The 258-nt window shown below is 45.3% G+C and carries 1 pseudogene; it reads right to left on the bottom strand.

Annotation, left to right across the window (positions count from 1 at the left end):
* A pseudogene (locus AB4180_RS22675) lies at positions 1-258 on the bottom strand (hypothetical protein); the annotation flags it as partial.

Genomic DNA, 258 nt, shown 5'->3' with positions numbered 1-258 from the left:
GAGAAGCTATAGTGACGTGCCAAAGGTACATCATCGACAACTTGCTGGTAGTTGGCTTTGTGAACACGGTCTGAACTGTTGTTAGCAACCCGATCGACATGTAGCTTGAGTCGAGGGAAACTTGCTAGCTGTTGAGTCGTTAATAGACTGCGTCTTACATTGGAAGAAAGACAAACCCAGTTCGCTTTTACAAGTTCTACTCGAATAGCGTTGAGCAGGCTGTGGACATTTTTTTTAGCCGACGCAGTAATCTGCTGA

Source organism: Vibrio sp. 10N.286.49.C3 (assembly GCF_041469545.1).
Classification (GTDB): Bacteria; Pseudomonadota; Gammaproteobacteria; order Enterobacterales; family Vibrionaceae; genus Vibrio; species Vibrio tasmaniensis_A.
Note: the sequence above shows the minus strand (reverse complement) of the source record. Positions and strands in the feature narration are given on the sequence as shown.